At 40.9% G+C, this 18939-nt stretch carries 19 protein-coding genes, 2 tRNA genes and 1 pseudogene; 11 read left to right on the forward strand and 11 right to left on the reverse strand.

Annotated features, from left to right (window positions below; all coding sequences use genetic code 11):
• Positions 1 to 105 precede the first annotated feature (105 nt).
• Together cmoA and cmoB are read left to right on the forward strand one after the other, a co-directional pair.
• On the forward strand, positions 106 to 861 hold the full coding sequence (cmoA, locus tag HGO23_RS10730) for a carboxy-S-adenosyl-L-methionine synthase CmoA (RefSeq protein ID WP_209026608.1): 756 nt from the start codon (positions 106 to 108) through the stop codon (positions 859 to 861).
• Positions 861 to 1832 (forward strand): tRNA 5-methoxyuridine(34)/uridine 5-oxyacetic acid(34) synthase CmoB, encoded by a 972-nt coding sequence (gene cmoB, locus HGO23_RS10735; protein WP_099135942.1) that lies wholly within the window; start codon positions 861 to 863, stop codon positions 1830 to 1832. Before cmoA ends, cmoB begins: the two co-directional genes overlap by 1 nt.
• A 141-nt stretch (positions 1833 to 1973) precedes the next feature.
• Here the strand turns inward: cmoB and cutC are convergent, their stop codons facing one another.
• Positions 1974 to 2720: a copper homeostasis protein CutC gene (gene cutC / locus HGO23_RS10740; RefSeq protein ID WP_099135943.1), complete on the reverse strand. Its 747-nt coding sequence runs from the start codon at positions 2718 to 2720 to the stop codon at positions 1974 to 1976.
• A gap of 486 nt (positions 2721 to 3206) precedes the next feature.
• Here cutC and argS point away from each other — a divergent pair, with 486 nt between their 5' ends.
• Positions 3207 to 4937: an arginine--tRNA ligase gene (gene argS / locus HGO23_RS10745; protein ID WP_209026609.1), complete on the forward strand. Its 1731-nt coding sequence runs from the start codon at positions 3207 to 3209 to the stop codon at positions 4935 to 4937.
• A 69-nt stretch (positions 4938 to 5006) separates the two neighbouring features.
• Here argS and murJ read toward each other — a convergent pair whose 3' ends face one another.
• Both murJ and rimJ read right to left on the reverse strand, forming a co-directional pair.
• Positions 5007 to 6542: a murein biosynthesis integral membrane protein MurJ gene (gene murJ, locus HGO23_RS10750; protein ID WP_209026610.1), complete on the reverse strand. Its 1536-nt coding sequence runs from the start codon at positions 6540 to 6542 to the stop codon at positions 5007 to 5009.
• 229 nt (positions 6543 to 6771) lie between these two features.
• Positions 6772 to 7344: a ribosomal protein S5-alanine N-acetyltransferase gene (gene rimJ, locus HGO23_RS10755; protein WP_209026611.1), complete on the reverse strand. Its 573-nt coding sequence runs from the start codon at positions 7342 to 7344 to the stop codon at positions 6772 to 6774.
• Positions 7345 to 7520: 176 nt separating this feature from the next.
• On the opposite strand from rimJ, the gene mdtH reads away from it, so the two are divergent.
• Both mdtH and HGO23_RS10765 read left to right on the forward strand, forming a co-directional pair.
• Entirely contained in the window at positions 7521 to 8726 is a 1206-nt protein-coding gene (gene mdtH / locus HGO23_RS10760; RefSeq protein ID WP_099135946.1) for a multidrug efflux MFS transporter MdtH, read from the forward strand.
• A gap of 50 nt (positions 8727 to 8776) precedes the next feature.
• A complete protein-coding gene (locus HGO23_RS10765) occupies positions 8777 to 9340 on the forward strand; it encodes a lipoprotein (RefSeq protein ID WP_209026612.1) in 564 nt (187 codons plus the stop codon).
• Positions 9341 to 9452: 112 nt separating this feature from the next.
• Here the strand turns inward: HGO23_RS10765 and HGO23_RS10770 are convergent, their stop codons facing one another.
• Positions 9453 to 9995: a TorD/DmsD family molecular chaperone gene (locus tag HGO23_RS10770; protein WP_099135948.1), complete on the reverse strand. Its 543-nt coding sequence runs from the start codon at positions 9993 to 9995 to the stop codon at positions 9453 to 9455.
• A 96-nt stretch (positions 9996 to 10091) separates the two neighbouring features.
• Entirely contained in the window at positions 10092 to 11033 is a 942-nt protein-coding gene (gene ghrA / locus HGO23_RS10775) for a glyoxylate/hydroxypyruvate reductase GhrA (protein ID WP_209026613.1), read from the reverse strand.
• A 311-nt stretch (positions 11034 to 11344) separates the two neighbouring features.
• Between ghrA and HGO23_RS10780 the strand changes: the two genes are divergently transcribed.
• The 3 genes from HGO23_RS10780 (at position 11345) to HGO23_RS10790 (ending at position 12940) form a co-directional block, all read left to right on the forward strand.
• Positions 11345 to 11434, forward strand: a tRNA-Ser gene (locus tag HGO23_RS10780).
• 23 nt (positions 11435 to 11457) lie between these two features.
• Positions 11458 to 11547 (forward strand) — tRNA-Ser (locus HGO23_RS10785).
• 235 nt (positions 11548 to 11782) lie between these two features.
• Positions 11783 to 12940 (forward strand): iron-containing alcohol dehydrogenase, encoded by a 1158-nt coding sequence (locus HGO23_RS10790; protein WP_209026614.1) that lies wholly within the window; start codon positions 11783 to 11785, stop codon positions 12938 to 12940.
• 74 nt (positions 12941 to 13014) lie between these two features.
• Here the strand turns inward: HGO23_RS10790 and HGO23_RS10795 are convergent.
• A pseudogene (locus tag HGO23_RS10795) lies at positions 13015 to 13455 on the reverse strand (zinc-binding dehydrogenase); the annotation flags it as partial.
• 7 nt (positions 13456 to 13462) lie between these two features.
• On the opposite strand from HGO23_RS10795, the gene HGO23_RS10800 reads away from it, so the two are divergent.
• Both HGO23_RS10800 and HGO23_RS10805 read left to right on the forward strand, forming a co-directional pair.
• Complete coding sequence (locus HGO23_RS10800) at positions 13463 to 13915, forward strand: lyase family protein (protein WP_099135952.1); 453 nt, start codon at positions 13463 to 13465, stop codon at positions 13913 to 13915.
• 162 nt (positions 13916 to 14077) lie between these two features.
• Positions 14078 to 14488, forward strand: a complete 411-nt coding sequence (locus tag HGO23_RS10805; RefSeq protein WP_209026615.1) for a LysE/ArgO family amino acid transporter — start codon at positions 14078 to 14080, stop codon at positions 14486 to 14488.
• Positions 14489 to 14561: 73 nt separating this feature from the next.
• Here HGO23_RS10805 and HGO23_RS10810 read toward each other — a convergent pair whose 3' ends face one another.
• The 5 genes from HGO23_RS10810 to HGO23_RS10830 form a co-directional block, all read right to left on the reverse strand.
• Positions 14562 to 15113 carry a DUF6622 family protein gene (locus HGO23_RS10810; RefSeq protein ID WP_244589906.1) on the reverse strand — a complete coding sequence of 184 codons (552 nt, stop codon included), beginning with the start codon at positions 15111 to 15113 and terminating at the stop codon, positions 14562 to 14564.
• A 157-nt stretch (positions 15114 to 15270) separates the two neighbouring features.
• Positions 15271 to 15642: a VOC family protein gene (locus tag HGO23_RS10815; RefSeq protein ID WP_209026616.1), complete on the reverse strand. Its 372-nt coding sequence runs from the start codon at positions 15640 to 15642 to the stop codon at positions 15271 to 15273.
• A gap of 106 nt (positions 15643 to 15748) precedes the next feature.
• A complete protein-coding gene (locus tag HGO23_RS10820) occupies positions 15749 to 16174 on the reverse strand; it encodes an SRPBCC family protein (RefSeq protein ID WP_099135956.1) in 426 nt (141 codons plus the stop codon).
• 91 nt (positions 16175 to 16265) lie between these two features.
• Positions 16266 to 16952 carry a helix-turn-helix transcriptional regulator gene (locus HGO23_RS10825; RefSeq protein WP_099135957.1) on the reverse strand — a complete coding sequence of 229 codons (687 nt, stop codon included), beginning with the start codon at positions 16950 to 16952 and terminating at the stop codon, positions 16266 to 16268.
• Positions 16953 to 17107: 155 nt separating this feature from the next.
• Positions 17108 to 17398 carry an amidase family protein gene (locus tag HGO23_RS10830; RefSeq protein ID WP_099135958.1) on the reverse strand — a complete coding sequence of 97 codons (291 nt, stop codon included), beginning with the start codon at positions 17396 to 17398 and terminating at the stop codon, positions 17108 to 17110.
• Between the two features lie 590 nt (positions 17399 to 17988).
• Between HGO23_RS10830 and HGO23_RS10835 the strand changes: the two genes are divergently transcribed.
• Positions 17989 to 18612, forward strand: coding sequence for a CDP-alcohol phosphatidyltransferase family protein (locus HGO23_RS10835; protein ID WP_099135959.1), 624 nt, complete (start codon positions 17989 to 17991; stop codon positions 18610 to 18612).
• The last annotated feature ends 327 nt before the right edge of the window (positions 18613 to 18939 follow it).

The raw sequence follows: 18939 nt of genomic DNA on the forward strand, positions 1-18939 counted from the left end.
ATCTTTTTGGCTGCCTAAAAGGTTCTATTGGATTAGCTCTTTCTGCCTTTTCTTGCATTCTGTTAGAATAGCCAATTCTTAATTGTTTTCAAAATCAATGTTGTTATGTCAAATCAAGATCCTCACAATCAACGGGACAGTCTGTTCTCTACTCCAATCGCTAAATTAGGAGACTGGAGTTTTGACGAACGTGTCGCCGAAGTCTTTCCAGACATGGTGAAACGCTCCATTCCTGGCTACTCAAATATCATTTCCATGATCGGTATGCTGGCAAGCCGCTTTGTGACTCCGAGCAGCCAGATCTACGATCTCGGTTGTTCTCTCGGTGCAGCAACCTTATCCATTCGCCGCAATATCAATTCTGATGACTGCCGCATTATCGCTATTGATAATTCATCCGCCATGATTGAGCGTTGCCGCCGTCATATTGACGCCTTCAAAGCAAAAACGCCTGTTGAAGTGATCGAGCAGGACATTCTTGATACCGACATTCAAAATGCCTCAATGGTGGTATTAAATTTCACATTGCAGTTCCTTCATCCTGAAGATCGCCAGAAAATATTAGACAAAATCTATGCCGGGATGAAACCCGGTGGCGTTTTGGTACTGTCTGAAAAATTCAATTTTGAAGATCAGAACATTGGTAAATTACTATTCAACATGCACCACGACTTCAAACGAGCCAATGGTTATAGCGAACTAGAAATCAGTCAAAAACGTAGCATGCTGGAAAATGTCATGCGGACAGATTCTATTGAAACTCACAAATCACGTCTGAAAAAATCTGGTTTTCAGCATGCAGAAGTGTGGTTCCAGTGTTTCAATTTTGGCTCACTATTAGCCATAAAAGGAGCTGAATAATGATCAATTTCGGTAACTTTTATCAGCTAATTGCTAAAAACCATCTGAGCCATTGGCTAAATTGCCTGCCCATCCAATTAAGTGACTGGCAGAAAACATCATTGCATGGTCAGTTTAGTTCGTGGATAAAAATTCTGGAAAATTTGCCTAATATCAAACCCACTCATATGGACCTGAAAAATGGGGTTATTGCTACACATGAACCCGATCTATCAGCAGGGGAAAAAACGCGTATCCACAATATACTGAAACTTCTGATGCCATGGCGTAAAGGGCCTTTTTCATTTTATGGTATTGAAATTAATACCGAATGGCGTTCTGACTGGAAATGGGATCGTGTTCTGCCTCATATTTCTTCTTTAGAAGGCAAAACTGTACTTGATGTCGGTTGTGGTAGTGGTTACCACATGTGGCGCATGGTAGGTGAAGGGGCCGAATTAGTGGTAGGTATCGATCCTACCCAACTTTTCCTTTGCCAATTTGAAGCCGTCAGAAAACTGCTGGGCAATGACCAACGTGTGCATCTTCTTCCACTGGGTATTGAGCAATTACCTGAACTGCAAGCTTTCGATACCGTATTCTCTATGGGAGTACTTTACCATCGCCGCTCTCCCTTTGATCATCTGTGGCAGCTAAAAAATCAACTGATTTCTGGCGGTGAACTGGTGCTGGAAAGTTTGGTGATCGAAGGTGATGAAAACCACTGCCTCATTCCAGGTGAGCGTTACGCGCAAATGCGAAATGTTTACTTTATTCCTTCAGCTAAGATGTTAAAAACATGGTTGGAAAAATGTGGTTTTATTGATGTCAGAATTGTTGATCATGCAATTACAACAACCGATGAACAACGCCGGACAGAGTGGATGAAAACAGAATCTTTGGTTGATTTCCTTGATCCATCAGATCAAAGTAAAACAATAGAAGGATACCCAGCACCACTGCGTGCTGTTCTCATTGCCCGCAAGCCTTAATCCTGCAAAAAATATAAATAGTATATTGATGTGTGAATTGCCCGTTATGGCAGTTCACACCCTCAATACTCAGATGCTACTAGTTGTTCAGATACGACTAATTGTTTAGATACTACTTTCGTAAGGCCAATCATAGCTAGACTAGCGATCGATCAAGCTCATCACACCCTTCATGGATTCCACTAACTCAGGATCGACACTGTAATGAGAATATTCCCCCATTTCGCTATTTTCAGAACTCATACTCACCCCCGCCTTACGGTAATTCATCTTAGAAGATACAATCTTACCTGCTGAGCTATGAACCTCCGCCACCCCAATCTCTAAAAACTTACTGATATTACTGGCCCGGACACCCGCTCCAGGCATAATGCTTGGCCCACGACTCGCTTGTGACAGCTCTTTTAACAAATGTAAACCTAGTTCAGCACTATTTTGCTGGCCAGACGTCAAGATACGCTTTACTCCAAGATCGGTAAGTTTTTCCAATGCGTTAAGAGGGTCACAGCACATATCAAAAGCACGGTGAAAAGTGACCGCCATATTCCCTGCCAATGCCATTAATTGCCTCATACGCAACATATCAACCTTCCCTTCTTCGTCCAAAACACCGAAGGAAACGCCGGGAAACCCCATATCACGAATAAGGGAAACATCATTTTTCATGGCCTCAAAATCCAGTTTATCGTAACAGAAATCTCCACCTCTGGGCCGGACAATTGGATGAACAGGAATAGATAGGCACTGTAACGACTGTTGCAATGCGCCTGTACTGGGTGTTAAACCACCTTCTAACGGGCCTGCACTCAGTTCAATTCGATCGGCCCCTGCTTCTTGTGCAACCAGAGCACAACTTATGCTATAACAGCAAATTTCTAGCTTTAACATTAAAAGCCCCTTGAATATCAATCTGCCAACACGTCATAAATAGATTCGAAATATTTCATTACCGAACTTATTAACTATGACAACTATATTTTTAAAATGGCATGTCAGAAATCACAAGATCAGAGTTTTTTACTGAAATAACACAATAAAAAAGTCACTTTTGCCAAGCACTCCGCATTTCTGTCAATGCTTCTTGATAGAAAGCGAATAATACTTGATCGAGATTACATTCTCATTTAAGGACAGTTTCATTTTAAGTTATTTATCTTGACGAAGGTCTACAACACGATTTTCCCCGACTACCTCGACGAAGAATCCACCGAAAGAGAGCCGAAAAACAAAAAGTAACCCTGCCAACGCGGGCTGGCAGTAGCATGCAGAGTATTGAATATGGTATAAACCCCGTTATTTTCTCATAACCCACACGCTTGAAAATGCTGCATTATAAAGATGTGTGATTTTTAGCGCGTAACTTAAGGTAACACTGTGAATATACAGGCTATTCTTTCAGAAAAGATCAGTAGTGCGCTGATTGCAGCTGGTGCTCCAACCGATAGTGAAGCTCACGTTCGCCAATCTGCAAAGGCACAATTTGGTGACTATCAGGCAAATGGTGTCATGGCGGCAGCTAAAAAAGCAGGTATGCCTCCCCGACAACTGGCAGAAAAAGTCGTCAATTTGCTGGATCTGCAAGGAATTGCCAGCAAAGTCGAAATCGCTGGCCCCGGCTTTATCAACATTTTTCTTGATAAAGAGTGGGTTGCCACAAATACAGAAAACGCACTGAAAGCTGAAAAACTGGGCATTTCTCCTGTAGAGCCGCAAACTATCATTATCGACTATTCTGCTCCTAATGTTGCTAAACAGATGCATATTGGTCATATCCGCTCTACCATCATTGGTGATGCTGCTGCACGTACTCTTGAATTCCTCGGCCATAAAGTCATTCGCGCTAACCATCTTGGTGACTGGGGAACCCAATTCGGGATGCTGATCGCTTACCTGGAGAAAGTGCAGAATGAAAATGCCAAAGATATGGCATTAGCAGATCTGGAAGAGTTCTATCGCGCCGCCAAGAAAAACTACGACGAAGATGAAGAATTTGCCATTCGTGCCCGTAACTATGTAGTGAAACTGCAAGGCGGGGACGAATATTGTCGTAACATGTGGCGCAAATTGGTTGAGATAACCATGTCACAAAATCAGGCAACCTATAATCGCCTGAATGTCACTCTGACAGAAAAAAATGTTATGGGTGAAAGCCTGTATAACGATATGCTGCCGGGGATCGTTGCTGACCTGAAACAACGTGGCATTGCTGTTGAAAGTGATGGGGCGACTGTGGTTTACCTTGATGAATTCAAGAATAAAGAAGGTGAACCAATGGGCATTATCATCCAGAAGAAAGATGGTGGTTATCTTTACACCACTACAGATATTGCCTGTGCCAAATACCGCCATGAAGTGCTGAATGCTGATCGGGTTCTCTACTATATTGATTCACGCCAGCATCAACATCTGATGCAAGCCTGGTCAATTGTACGTAAAGCTGGCTACATCCCTGAATCCATGTCACTGGAACATCATATGTTCGGCATGATGCTGGGTAAAGATGGAAAACCATTCAAAACCCGTGCAGGTGGTACAGTGAAATTATCTGATTTACTGGATGAAGCTATTGAACGCGCGGATATGCTTATCCGTGAGAAAAATCCGGATATGCCGGAAGATGAACTGAAAAAAGTCGTCGAAGCAGTAGGCATCGGTGCAGTGAAATATGCCGATCTTTCCAAAAGTCGTACCACAGACTATGTATTTGACTGGGATAATATGCTGGCCTTTGATGGCAACACCGCGCCTTATATGCAGTATGCTTATACCCGCGTCTCTTCTATCTTCAAACGCGCTGAAATTGATGAAAACAGCCTGACATTACCAATCGTTCTGAACGAAGAGCGTGAACAAGCATTGGCTACCCGTTTGTTGCAGTTTGAAGAAACCATCATTACTGTAGCCCGTGAAGGGACACCGCATGTGATGTGTGCTTATCTGTATGACCTGGCAGGCCTGTTTTCCGGTTTCTATGAACATTGCCCAATCCTGAACGCTGAAAGTGAAGAATTGCGCCAAAGCCGCCTGAAATTGGCGCTGTTGACGGCGAAGACCTTAAAACAAGGTCTTGATACTTTAGGTATCCAGACTGTAGAACGGATGTAACAGCATCTTATAAAAACGGGCGTAAAATGATTTTTCCGCCCGTTTTTTTCTGGCAATGTCAGATAATCACTATAATCCCCGATGAGCAAAATCCTTTAATCGGAACCCCATCAAAGCTAATGCCGCAAAATAGCTACCAGCCCCAGCAATGACAATGCCCATCAATCGCAACAAGCGCAATGCCATATTACCCTGCTCCCAGGCAGGCATAATCCACAACATTGTCAGTAATACCCCCACCATCACTACAATCGCCACTAACAACTTAAGCAAGAATACGCCCCATCCTGCTAATGGTTTGAATATTTCACGTTTACGCAATTGCCAGTAGAGCATAGCTGCATTAAAACAAGCCGCTAAACCAATGGAAAGTGCCAACCCCGCATGTTTCAGTGGGCCGATAAAGGCAAGGTTCATTAGCTGAGTCAGAATCAAGGTAGCAATCGCAATCTTGACCGGCGTTTTAATATCCTGACGGGAATAAAAACCAGGGGCCAAAATTTTAACCACAATCAACCCCATTAACCCGAAGGAATAGGCAATCAGTGCTCGTTGCGTCATTTCTGCATCAAACGCGGAAAAATTACCATACTGAAAAAGTGAAACTGTCAAGGGTTCTGCCAGAATGCCCAACGCTACCGCGCAAGGGAGTGCTAAAAGAAAACAGAGACGTAATCCCCAGTCCATTAATTTACGATACTCTTCATGGTTTCCACTGGAAAAACTTTTCGCCAGAGAAGGCAACAAAATCGTTCCCAATGCCACACCTAACACTCCAGAAGGTAATTCCATTAAACGATCAGCGTAATACATCCATGAAACAGAGCCTGAAACCAGAAACGAGGCAAAAATTGTATTGATGATCAGAGAAATCTGGCTGACTGATACCCCCAGAATGGCAGGCCCCATCTGACGGATAACCCGCCATACACCACTGTCGCGGAAAGAAACACGCGGCAATACTAACATGCCTATTTTTTTCAGATGAGGAAGTTGGTATGCCAATTGCAAAATGCCACCAGCAACAACAGCCCATCCCAGAGCCATTACTGGTGGATTACAATAAGGTGCAACAAACAGTGAAAAGATAATCATGCTGATATTCAGCAGGGTTGGTGCAAAGGCGGGAACAGAAAAACGATTCCAAGTATTGAGGATCGCCCCTGCCAAAGATGCTAAAGAAATTAAAAAGATATACGGAAATGTGATTCTGAGTAAATCACGAGTTAAAACAAATTTGTCTGGTGTATCGGTAAAACCCGGCGCAGTAACATAAATAACCCAGGGTGCCGCGATCACACCAATCACTGTGACAATCGCCAGAATCAACGTCAACATACCTGAAACATAGGCAATAAACGTCCGTGTTGCTTCATCTCCCTGCTGATCTTTGTATTCAGCAAGAATAGGAACAAAAGCCTGCGAAAAAGCACCCTCAGCAAAAATGCGGCGTAACAGGTTAGGTAATTTGAAGGCAACAAAAAAGGCGTCTGTTGCCACTCCTGCACCAAATATACGAGCAATAATGGCATCACGAATGAAGCCCAGCACGCGTGAAAACATCGTCATTGAACTGACTGCTGCCAGTGATTTTAATAAATTCATAATATTATTTAAAAAGTCTATTTTTATGACATGCGTATGAAAGCGTAAAGCAATTCCACCAGACATGCTCAACATGACAAAGCACAACGATCTATGGCAAAGAATATGATCTGATGAGATAGCACTGATAGGCAAAGTTTAACAGACAAAAACTCTGTCTACATTGGCTATCTCTTTTTTATTAATTATTTTTATACCTGCAAACTCAGAAAATAATCCTTCACCTTTTTTACCAGTTATCATCAGTCAATGCGGTCAGAACATGATCTTGCCAGACTCCATCTATCATTAGGTATTTCCTGGCATATCCTTCCCGCTCAAAATTCAGTTTTTTGAGCAAGTTTCCACTTCTATGATTGTGCGGCATATAGTTGGCCATAATTCGGTGCATTTTCTGATCACGCTGCATATAACGGATAGCAGGTTGTAACGCTTCATACATTAACCCCTGCCCTTGTCGTTTTTCCGCCAAAGAGTAGCCAAGATAACAAGAATGGAATGCGCCACGTACAACATTGGTGAAATTTGCCACTCCGATAATTTCGCGTTCATCAAGGCCTAACAATACAAAATTGAATATCGTATTTTGCCGTTGTAATTCTGCAAAATAACTCAGTCTGTTTATCCAGCCCGAAGGCTGGTAAAAACTGCTATCCCTTGTTGGCTCCCACGGTTTAAGAAAATCTTTATTTTCTGAATAATATTCAGCCAAACGATAAGCATCACGTTCATATACCAGACGAACAACCATCCTATCTGTAATAAAACGAACTTTAGGCGATGTAAACCGATAACCAAACATGCCTTCTCCTGATATTTATTTTGCAAAAACTCTGAATAATTTATCGCTAATAAAAAGTAATATCATTGTCTCACGATAAAAAAATATCATCTATAAACCCTCTATCCTAAAGATAAGATTACGTCCAGAATGATAGAAATTTCATTATTTACTTCCTTATATCTCAATGGTGCGAAATGTCATCGGTTTCACAAGCCCGTAGTTTAGGAAAATATTTTCTGTTATTTGATAATTTACTGGTCGTTTTAGGATTTTTTGTTGTTTTTCCATTAATTTCTATTCGTTTTGTCGAACAATTGGGTTGGGCGGCTGTCATTGTTGGTTTCGCATTGGGGCTTCGCCAACTCATTCAACAGGGATTAGGGATCTTTGGTGGAGCTATTGCTGATAAGTTTGGCGCCAAACCGATGATTGTCACTGGTATGTTATTGCGTGCATCAGGTTTTGCCCTGATGGCAATGGCCTCTGAACCGTGGATATTAATACTTTCCTGTGCTTTGTCTGCTCTGGGCGGAACACTGTTCGATCCACCAAGAGCTGCGCTGGTGATAAAATTAACCCGCCCTCATGAGCGTGGGCGCTTCTATTCACTACTGTTGATGCAAGACAGTGCAGGAGCTGTGATTGGTGCACTGATAGGAAGCTGGTTATTACAATACAACTTCAATATCGTGTGCTGGATCGGAGCCGGAATTTTTGTTTTGGCCGCAATAGCTAATGCCTGGTTATTACCGGCATATCGTATTTCGACAATTCGATCTCCTATCAAAGAAGGCATGATAAGGGTCATTAAAGATCGACGATTCTTTTATTATGTACTGACCCTAACGGGATACTTTATTTTGTCAGTACAAGTCATGTTGATGTTCCCGATTGTTATCCATGAAATTTCCGGTAGCCATACAGCCGTTAAATGGATGTATGCCATTGAAGCCGCTATTTCCCTGACATTGCTTTACCCTATCGCACGTTGGAGCGAAAAATATTTCCGGTTGGAACAACGCCTGATGATGGGTTTATTTTTAATGAGTTTCTGTATGTTTCCAATCGGTTGGATCGACCAATTACATCTTCTGTTTGCCCTGATTGCCTTGTTTTATTTAGGCACAGTAACAGCAGAGCCTGCCCGTGAAATACTCAGCGCTGGGCTGGCTGATCCCAGAGCACGCGGCAGCTACATGGGGTTCAGCCGTTTAGGACTGGCTCTGGGTGGCGTATTTGGTTACACCGGTGGTGGCTGGCTTTATGATACAGGCCATGCTTTGAACATGCCTCAATTACCCTGGATCTTTTTGGGATTAATCGGCTTATTCACCATTTATGCACTTCACCGCCAATTTAATCAGAAAAAAATTGAGCCAGTCACCATTAGTAAACGTTAATGGTATAAGTAATGGTGTAAAATCTGCCCGTTGAAAATAAAGGAGACAATATGAAAAAATTTTTTTTAGGGGCAGCATTAGTGCTGGTTGGTTTACTCAGTGGCTGTGATCAATTCAAGGATATCAGTATCAATGAAGGTCTGCTTAATGATTATCTATTAAAAAAAATACATTATCAGAAAGATATCAGCATTCCTGGAATAACAAGTGCCAATATTAGCCTGGGAAATTTAACCAGCCAGATAGGCCGTCAGGATCCGGAAAAAATTGAACTGACCAGTCAGGCAAAAGTTGAAATTGCAACAATATTTGGGTCTATACAAACTGATATGAAATTGACTCTCAGAGCTAAGCCCGTATTTGATGCAGAAAAAGGCGCTATTTTTGTTAAGGGACTGGAAATTGTGGACTATCAGACAACACCTGAAAAAACGGCGAAACCCATCAAGGCATTGATGCCCTATCTGAACACTTCGTTAAGTGAATTTTTTGATACTCATCCGGTTTATGTTTTGAATCCAGAAAAAAGTAAGGTTGAAGCTGCTGCTACAAAATTCTCCAAGGAATTGGAAATTAAACCGGGTAAACTGGTTATCGGACTAACTGATAAATAATTTTAATTGTCGTTGAAATAATAAGGGGTAAATTATGATAAATAATTTGCCCCTTATTTTAGCAATAATTCACTCAATCATCGTCTGAAATGGAATTAACAAAGTGACAACATCACTCAGACTCTAATTCTTCACGTAATGCCTGTAATGCCTCACGGCTAATAATAGCCAGAGTTCGATAAAAACCACTGATGGCATGTGCTTCAACTTTTCCAAGAAATTGCCCACACCATGGCAATAAATATTCATCAAACAATGTTATTTGGGCCTGAACTTCATCTTCTGCCGCCTGCTCTTCTAACCATGATGCTGCCAGCAATAAAGAACCAAACTGATCTGCCGCAGTATCCGATAATGGCATTCCCCGCGCTATCAGGAATTGACGCACTTCATTTTCTGTTCCGTCAGTATAGTCAGAGCGACAAATAGCGACCTTAGCTGACTCTCCTACAAATAAAGCCTGATAATCAGACTCTATTACGGACAATTCGCAATTTTGTTGTAAGCGATCCAACAACTCATTTTGCTCTAAAGGCCATGCTTGTTTTAACTTTCCTTCAGCAACCATAGTCATCAAAGGTTGTAACAATGGATCTTGTGGTGCTCGATTAAACAGCGTACCCAGTATGCGGCAAATAATAGAAAATTCGTTCATGATTTAATTTAATCCCAACAACTTAAAATAAAACTACAACTTGAAAGATAATGGATATATTGTCCCTAATCCTCAGCCATGCTGTAAAGCTGCTTATTAATATCCAAGTGACATATCCACAAGGCCAGTTGGTGTTTCCCCTTGTTCTATTCGTTGGATATTTTCACTAATGATATCCATCGCCAGTTCAGGAATGGTCGTTGCGGCAACATGCGGCGTAATATTGATACGAGGATGAGTCCAGAATGGGTGCATATTTGATAAAGGCTCTTCTGCAAACACATCAAGCGTTGCACCTGCGATATATCCTTTATCAATGGCAGTCAGGAGATCTTGCTCAACAAGGTGAGAACCTCTTGCTATGTTAATAATATACGCTGCCTTTTTTAACTGACTGAATAACGATAGGTTTAAAATCCCACGGGTTTCAGGTGTATTAGGAAGAAGGTTAATCAACACTTTACAACCAGAAAGAAATTCACCTAATTGTTCCTTTCCATAAAAACCTTCAACATTATCAAATTCTTTTGCTGTCTTACTCCAGCAACGCACAGTGAAATCAAACTCCATCAACTTCCCAATCACACTACGCCCCAATACTCCTGCACCTAATACCCCAATAACGAAATCTTTCCGATTGTGAGGAAGTAGTAGCTGCCAAATACGTTGCTCCTGATACCGTTTATACTCATCCATTCGGCGGAAATAGTATAAAACTGAACTAATGGCATATTCCTGCATCTGACGCCCCATGCCAGTATCTTCGAGGCGAATCAATGGAACCTTAGCGGGTAACATGCCGGGATTGTTTAACTCTTGCTCGATAATGGAATCAACACCAGCACCCAACGCAAATATTCCTTTGAGATTTTCACGATTCGCTAACATTTCATAAGGAGGATGCCAAACAAGAGCATAATCAGCCGGAGCATGATCTCCACTGACCCAGTTTCTCACTTTGGCAGTGGGCAAACGCTTTTCTATTCCTTGGATCCACTCATCGGCATCAAATGAAGGGCTAAAAAAAATGATGTTCATATAATCTCGTTCCATTATTGTTTTTTGATAGATTTAACCGATTTATGAAAGGTTGCAAGTAACTATAGATGAATAGGATACGAAAATATTGATAATGTCACCCAGTTAACATATTTATTGCGACACGCTATAAAAGTGACATCCACTATTGTAAGTGTTTGCCAGGCAATCAAATTGTTTTTTATTTGTCTAATCAGTCAAAAAGCCTGAAAAAATCGTGACAAGTCTGTTGACGCCTGCACTGCTTTTCCCTATAGTAGCGCCCCGTTGCAGCGACGAACACAGAAAGAATCCCTGCAACAACAAAATATGGTGAGGTGTCCGAGTGGTTGAAGGAGCACGCCTGGAAAGTGTGTATACGTGAAAACGTATCGAGGGTTCGAATCCCTCCCTCACCGCCATATTTTGAAAAAACTAAAAATACGGTGAGGTGTCCGAGTGGTTGAAGGAGCACGCCTGGAAAGTGTGTATACGCGAAAGCGTATCGAGGGTTCGAATCCCTCCCTCACCGCCACTTCTTTAAGAAAGCCTGATTGTCCTCACTAAACCAATTTAGTCATCTTCTTCCGAACCAATTTCTTATCTTTGATTGTTCATCGCAACATAGATCACTTCTCACGAATAATTTTCTAATAAACAATTTATTAAAAATATTGGTGATCATTTTATTTTTTCACCATCTATTGTCTTCGACATTTGACCAACCTCTTTTATCATTACCTTTATTTCCTAACGTTAAGGAGCTATATATGTCCACTGTCGTGTTACCTCGTATTATGGAAATAGGTGGTGGGACTATCATCAATCTTGCGAAAATTATGCAAAGTATCCGCAGTAAAAAACCGCTGATTGTGACAGACAAAATGATGGTTCAGTTAGGTTATCTCGATAAACTGCAATCTATCCTGCAAAAAGCTGGTATTGAAAGTGATGTCTATGCTGACACAATACCTGAACCTACTGCTGCTTCTATTCAGGCTGGGATTGAAAAGGTAAAAAGTGGTTTGTTTGACGCCGTTATTGCACTTGGAGGAGGAAGCCCGATTGACAGTGCAAAGGCCATCGCCGTGATTGGTAAATTTGGCGGAACAATCAACGAATATCGTTTCCCCCGCCAATTCAATGAACAAGGGCTACCTGTGATTGCCATTCCGACAACGGCAGGAACAGGTTCAGAATGTACTCGCTTCACAATTATTACTGATGAAAAAACCGACGAAAAATTGCTTTGCATAGGTACGGGATTCATGCCGATCGCCGCTATTATCGACTATGAGTTGACTATCAGCGTTCCGGCAAGAACGACGGCAGATACCGGCATTGATGCAATGACTCATGCCATTGAAGCCTATGTTAGCCGGAAAGCCAATCCCTATTCAGATAGCCAGGCTATTGCTGCCATGAAACTCATCGGCCCCAACCTGCGCAAGGTATATCATGACGGCAATAATAAAGCTGCCCGTGAAGCGATGATACTGGGTTCAACTCTGGCAGGCATTGCTTTTTCTAACTCTTCTGTTGCACTTGTACACGGTATGAGCCGCCCTATCGGCGCTTTCTTCCATGTTCCACATGGTTTATCCAATGCCATGTTACTTCCTGCCGTTACCCGTTTTTCTTTAGATGCAGCCAAAGAGCGTTATGCCGAATGCGCTCGCGCACTAACTTTTGCAAAACTAACAGACAATGACGATGTAGCCGGTGAAAAACTTCTGATAACTTTAGCCGATTTGAATAAAGAGTTTTCTGTGCCGACACCAGAGCAATTTGGTATCAATAAAACACGCTTCTTTGAGGTTGTGGAAATAATGGCAAAACAAGCTGAAGCCTCCGGTTCACCGGGTAATAATCCGCGTATTCCAACGATTGCAGAAATGGTAGCTATTTATAAGCAATTGTGGAATTAATAGCCTGTTTATTACGGAAAAATAATACCCTGTTAATCCAGGGTATTGCCCAGCACCTGCATTACATGGCCTTCTTATATAATCAACATAATCTTGCCGATATGTTTGCCACTTTCCATCAATGTGTGTGCTTCAGCAGCTTGTTCTAGTGGAAATGTTTTAAAGATTTGGGGCCTAATCCTGCCCTGCTCCAACAACGGCCAAACTTTTTTATATAAATCGTGAGCTATAAATGCTTTATCTTCAATACTACGAGGACGCAACATTGAGCCAGTAAGCGTCAAACGCTTTTGCATCAAAGGGGATAAATTCAACTCTCTCACTTTACCACCCAACAAACCAATCTGAGCAATCCTGCCTTCTACAGCCGCCGCCAGAAAGTTTTTCGCTACATATTCTCCGGCAATCAGATCGACAATCACATCCGCCCCTCGCCCATTAGTCACCGAGTGAGTCTGCGCAACAAAATCTTCAGTCCGATAATTGATAGCAACATCCGCGCCTAATGAGAGGGTCGGTGAATTGGTTAAAGGAAAAGTTGGTCGCGTTTATGGTGCACTTATGCAGATCTTGACCATCAACAAAGGCATCCCGCTCGGCTACAACTGTGACCTGCAAGAAGATAAACCTATGCTGTGGGACGCCATTAATACCGTCAAATCGTCTGTCAGTATTAGTCATCGACAGATGATGACATCGATCTACCAATCTGAGCGGGCAACTGAATTATGCTGGAGAAATTTCTCTACGGTTACGGAATTGGCGAACCTGCTGGTGACTAATAAAAATATTCCTTTCAGGGAAACACACAAGATCAGTAGTATGTTAGTTCGTCAGTTAACAGAAATTCAGTCTGATCTACGAAACTTCGACTATATTCAAAAATACTTGGCTGAACACACGATCACTTTAAATATCGCTGAAATAAGTGAGTGTGTATCGCCAGACAAAGTAGTGCAGAAGGTTGAGGATTAAAACCGAACCAATTAAAGTACAGAGCAAAATATTTGAACGGATTATTGCTGAAGTTCATCACAGACCTCTGTTTGAATTTACAGTAGGTTTGTGGTGATAACTTTATCATCGACTGACTGAAAACCCTTTTTGCTCCACTATATTTAATAACTATTTAATAATATGACTATTTTCCCTAATGTTCTCATCAGTCCCTTTTTCGTTGGCCTCGGTCTGATTGTTGCCATTGGTGCACAAAATATCTTTATTATAAAAGTCGGACTGCAAAAGAAGAATGTATTTCTTACCGCAACAACCGCGGCTACGTGTGATACATTACTGATAGCCCTTGGTACTGTTTTCATGAGTAATTTGGTGCAATTAGTGCCAATGGCCTTATTATTCGCAAAGTGGGCTGGTGTTGTGTTCCTGCTGTTTTATAGCCTTAACTCCTTACTCAATGCATTAAGAAAGCATCCGAGAGGCTGGAATGTTCATGAAAGTCATGCTAACTCTGCTGTATCAAAACTCAGTAAAGGGATACTGATCCCCACTTTGGCATTTATTTTTCATACCGGGTTAATAACTATGTGACTGGGGTGAGCGAGTGAAGCCAACAAAAAAGCAACTTGAAATATAAAATGTATACTTGTATGATTTTTAAAGCTTATTTAACGCCTTTTTGCTTATTTTTATAATAAGGGATATATAAATTAAGTGTTCCTCCCCAAAAAATACCATCTGACAAACCACTGGCAAAGCCAAACAGCAAATTAAAGCTCAAAAAATGCATTAAAGTAGGATGGATAGCTATTGTAGCGGAAAGAATGAATTTGACGCAGAAAATGATAAGGATCACAATCAACGTTAAAGGGGTGCCCTGACGAATAATTAAATCACTTTCAGGTTTTTGTCTTAATCGTGGCTGAGAGTTCCATAATTTCCAGCCTATCGCAATACCTGCCAATATACCCACAATAAGCGACAGCAATGCAAAAACCTGAAAAACCGTTTCATGTAATACGCTGTAAACTGCCCAGATAAAAAACAATATAGGCAATAAAAACAAACGATTGGGATGCATTTCCCTATTGTCTAACGCCTTAATTCCGCGGAAAACCAAAAAGATAAATAAGAGCCAAACCCATATAGGTGTGTTTTTTATAACCATTAATATCGACATATCTTTCACCTTTCTCATATACTCTTCAGTTTTCAAGTTACAGCTTTTCTGGCTATATCTTGAAATCTATTGGTATAAAAAAATTAAGAGCCTAATACTATAGGCTCTTATTATAATTGTTCCTAAATGGATTCTCTATTTTGCTTATTTTTATTGCTGACAAGCTGCTACACTAAACGATCTTCCATATTCCCTAATCCAGAGGACATACCCGAATAATATGACCATCGGGATCTTCAACAAGAAAGGTTCGGCCAAACACCTCGGTATGAGGTTCCTGTAAGACTTTAATTGCAGGTTCCTGTTTCCATTTTTCAAACAATTTATCGATATCTTCACTGTTTGGTAACATAATACCGATTTCAGAAAATCGTGGAATTGCAAGATCTGGTTTTGTTCCTCCTGACCAAATAGCAAACAGCGCTTCTCCATCAGCAGGGAATGCCACATAGCGTGAGCTTACAAATATTGGTTCAGTATTAAAGATCATTTTATAAAACGCGGTTGAACGCTCAATATCAGTAACATAAACAAGCTGAAGATTAGGTTTAGCAAATATAGCCACGATATTACCCCCTATATTCATTTCATTAAATACATTTTTTATCAGTATTCAGATGAAACACTGATATCTCTTTTTTAATTTTTCCCTGGTGGTTCATATTTCTTATTTATTCAACAACTGCTTTCAATCTTAATACTGTTTCAACTAAATCATGTGTAACTTGTTTAAAGAGATCTTGAGACTGAATAACGGGAGTATTTACATCAGGCTCAAGTGACACCGCCAAATTAATACGGCGCGCTATTTTGTTCTCATCAATAATAATTTGATGACAAAACGTTAATATTCCTATGTTCGGTACACTGACCTGATCAGTAAATTCTTTATTTATTTCAATCTTTAAAAGATAGAAACGGATCTCTGGCATACCACTTAAGACCATTCTGCCGTATTGTCCGGTTTTTATTTCACCTTCAAATTGAAAAGATTCAAGATCAATTTCCCATTTTCTTCGTAAGTTAAAATCAACATAATGAGCCCAGATACAAGAGGGTTTGGCATTTACAGAGGAAGAAAAAGCCAAGGTTAACATAAAATATCTCCAACTAATCTATTGAACGTATTACTTAGAATAGTTGTAAAATATCAATACCAAGTGACAGTTTTTGTCAGCAGCCTTCTGGTTAGCAAGTTATTTTTTCAAATTCCCGCCACTCCTTCAGTAAAGATTGCCTTGAACGAGGGTAACACTGCCTTTCCACCTTCAGACTCATTATTCTGTCTGACCTGAAATGACGGAATGCTTCTCGTAATTCACACCAACCAATTACGATACTGATATTTTCAAAGTACCCCAACGCGAATGGCCAAATCGTTCTTTCAGACTCATTATCTTTTAGATCTAAATAAACGAAGGTAACTTTAAGCCTGGTACGGATCGCCTGCCTTATAGACTGAATATCGATCACGGGTTGAATAGTTGTTGCCGCTGGCCCAATTAATAAAGTATTGTTCTCTAAAAGTTGCTTCAATTCTGTTGGGATAACAGCCGCAATTTTACTGACAACGCTGTTTGCCGATTCTCTTAGTTGTGGATCAGCACGCTTGGCTACCCAATTGGCGCCTAATGCCAGTGCTTCTATTTCATTTTGAGTAAACATTAGTGGCGGCAAAACAAAACCCGGTCTCAAGACATACCCTATTCCCGGCTCACCTTCGATAATCGCGCCCTGCTCCTGCAAAGTAGCAATATCCCGATAAAGTGTTCTTAAACTAATATTCATTTTTTGTGCCAATACTTTCCCCTGCACAGGAAAATGATAACTACGTAACATTTCCATTAGAGATAATAAACGCTGTGCTCTGGACAATTCTCTATTCCTATTTAATTTGTTCAAAATAATCTAATAAATCATAAGCCAATTACTGAAATTAACTCAACTGAAACGCTGAAAGCATAATAGCCCTGCTTAAATAAACAAGGCTATTTATGTTTAAGTATATCTTGTGTATCTACCTGGCCTGATCAAGCTGTCACTAGTGGACGACGCCCTTTCCAAGGCATTGCTTGCTCCAGTTGTGCAGAAACCTGAAGCACTGTGGCTTCATCACCATAGCGGCCGACGAGTTGTATACCGATAGGACGCCCGCGGGATGGTTTCAGCCCCACAACGCCGCAACAGGAGGCAGGGATCCGGATAGAGCCTGCTCCGTCACTGGCTTCTCCGATGGGAACAATGCGGGCAGCAACGGCCGCTGCCGTACCACCGATAGACCCTCCGGCAGTAATGCCTTCTTTGCCGGTGTACCTTTCCATTGAGTAACCAGTTCTTTAAGTAAGAATGGTACACCGGCAAAGAGGGCATTATGATCGACAGAAGCAGCGGCCTCTCTGCCAAGATCATATAGCTTGTGGACTACAGCATTAAGCTCAGGATTAAGTCGTTCAATACACGTAACAGCCGCTTCCACCAGTTCCACAGGTGTTACCTCCCCCTTCTTCACCAACTTGGCTAAATCAAGCGCATCCGATTCCGTGTAGGTGTTAATAAGACTTTCAGTTACAGTCATACTCCCTCCTATCGAATAGAGACAAATCTACTTGTAATACTTATCGCTTTATCTATTTCATATTATATTGGTCTATACTTTTTATTTTCCGAATTGTACCTTTATGAATTGTAACTTGTAATTTTTAGATATATTCAACCAAATTTATATATGAATTATAAATAAAGACCTTTTCAGCCGATTTAGGCTAGGACTATCTTATTTATTGTCAATGGCGGGCTTAACAGGCATGAGATGACTTATTTTTATAATTATATTTTCCCGCACATAAACATTTGACATTACACTTTATATTAATAAAACTAACGGTTTTACCTCTAAAGGATTTAGGGAACAATGACTATATATGATTTAAAACCCCGTTTTCAGAACCTGTTGCGCCCTATCGTCATTCATCTTCATCGGCGAGAATGCACAGCCAATCAGGTCACATTGACTGCGCTGTTTTTGTCAATTTTTATTGGCTTGTTACTAAGTTTGTTTCCCTCTCCCCATCTCTATTGGATCCTGCCTATTTTTCTTTTTATTCGTATGGCACTGAATGCCATTGATGGCATGTTGGCGCGGGAACACAACCAAAAATCTCATTTGGGAGCCATTTATAATGAATTGGGGGATATCATTTCTGATGTGGCTCTTTATCTCCCTTTTTGTTTTTTACCTCATGTCAACAGTATCAGTCTGCTGCTTATTCTGTTTCTTACCATTCTGACTGAATTTATTGGCATATTGGCGCAAACAATCGGCGCATCACGGCGTTATGACGGTCCGATGGGGAAAAGTGACCGGGCTTTTGTCTTTGGGGTTTATGGATTGGTTATTGCAATTTTTCCCTCAGCTTTAGATTGGAGCAGTTATTTGTTTCCTATTGTAGCCATTTTACTCTTGATAACTTGCTATAACCGGGTCGTCAGAGCACTAAATGAAATCAGGCTGATCGAACAATCACAATCCAAATAGGCTTTCACATGATGCAGACATTCAATCAGCACATTGTTGAAAAACACTATTTCACCACATCTGATAATATTTCTCTGTTTTATCGTTACTGGTCACCGCCGTAAATAGCAGATTTACGGCTCATCTCATTGAATTAATTTCTCCAATGGTTTTAGTATCGACTCAACAACACTAACATCTCATTGATATGACAAGCCATAATCCCATTTTTGATTGAATGTTTCTTTATTATAGGTTTTAAATAATCTATCCCATACCAAAAATATAAAAGCATAATTTGTGTTATTATTTTCGGGTAATTTATCATGATGAGGTTCATGCTCAATA

This window comes from Xenorhabdus budapestensis (assembly GCF_017743015.1).
Taxonomy (GTDB): domain Bacteria; phylum Pseudomonadota; class Gammaproteobacteria; order Enterobacterales; family Enterobacteriaceae; genus Xenorhabdus; species Xenorhabdus budapestensis.